General features: G+C 24.9%; 1 protein-coding gene. It reads left to right on the forward strand.

Going from position 1 to position 1,266, the window contains the following annotated elements; all coding sequences use genetic code 11:
• Positions 1 to 305 precede the first annotated feature (305 nt).
• Entirely contained in the window at positions 306 to 1,061 is a 756-nt protein-coding gene (locus N5A56_RS17270; protein WP_265724466.1) for an HNH endonuclease, read from the forward strand.
• The last annotated feature ends 205 nt before the right edge of the window (positions 1,062 to 1,266 follow it).

Genomic DNA, 1,266 nt, shown 5'->3' on the forward strand with positions numbered 1-1,266 from the left:
TTGCCAGTAATTACAAAAAAACCGAAATGATAAAACAACACTTTCATAAGTTAATTGAGAATACAAACTCTATAAATGATAATTCTTTTAACGATTTAATTGAAAAGGGAAAAAATCATTATTTAGAACAGAAAATTTAACAGAAGAAAACTTTGTAAATTATAGGAAAATTGAAACGTGTATGAATTCAAAACACGGAAGAATTGATTGAATTAAAAATAGTTGAAGATGAAAATATTTTAGGTTATTTAATTGGATTCATCTCTAATGATTTTACATTTATGGTTGTATTCTCTCATTAAATAATGAAAATTACTATAAATACATCAAAATGTTTTGAATGTGGTGAAGAAGCAACTGAAGACCACCATATAATTCCTCGAGTTTATGGTGGAACAAAAACTATCCCTTTATGTTCAAGTTGCCATATGAAAGTTCACGGCATTAAAAGTAATAGAAGAACAGATAACCATAAAGAAAATGTAAAAAGAGGTCTTGACAAAGGTCGAATTTGGGAACTATTTTCTGGGTGGTTAATTCAGAAAAAGTATAAATGTAAAGATAAGTTTGAGTTCAGAAAAAATTATAAAAATCACTTTAAAGAAATTTTTTCTAATATTAAGATTACAGGAATATTTAACAGAATTAAAGAAATAGAAGATGATTTTTTGGAATCACTTTTTAGAAATGAAATTAACGATACAATTATTCTATATTTTATAGATGCTAAAGACTTTACTTTAATAGATGAGAATATTAATATAATAATTTCTAAAAACTTAATTGCAAATAAAAACAAGTTTGGAAGTCCAAAAAAAATAACTAAAGAAACTATAAAAAAAGGAGTTAAAAAACGAAAGCACAATTCTCTTATTGATAGAACAAATGTTGAAAACATTAGATTCATTATGAAATTAAAGAAAAAAGGAAAAACCTTTTATGAAATAACAAAGCAAATGAATGAAAAAGGTTTGAAAACAAGACAAGGAAAAGATATGAACCAAGTGCAAGTTAAAAGACTTTATGAAAGATTTTTAAAAAATAACACTAAAAATAGTTGAAAGAAAAGAATTTATGAAAACTAACTTCGAACATAAACAAATAGTTATAGAAAAATGGGAGGAACTCATTAATGAACTTACATTTTTTTTAGATACGGCAAAAAAAGTGGTGGAACTTTAAGCCATAAAGTTGGCAGTATGAGAGACAAACAGAAAGAATTATTAACGAATTTTAAAAATTACGTCTGAAAAATAACTACTGGCA

The organism is Polaribacter ponticola (assembly GCF_026191475.2).
GTDB classification, from domain to species: domain Bacteria; phylum Bacteroidota; class Bacteroidia; order Flavobacteriales; family Flavobacteriaceae; genus Polaribacter; species Polaribacter ponticola.

What these genes read in the sequence shown, in the direction of transcription:
- N5A56_RS17270 (WP_265724466.1), top strand. Translation starts at nt 306, where the DNA reads ATGAAAATTACTATAAATACATCAAAATGTTTTGAATGTGGTGAAGAA.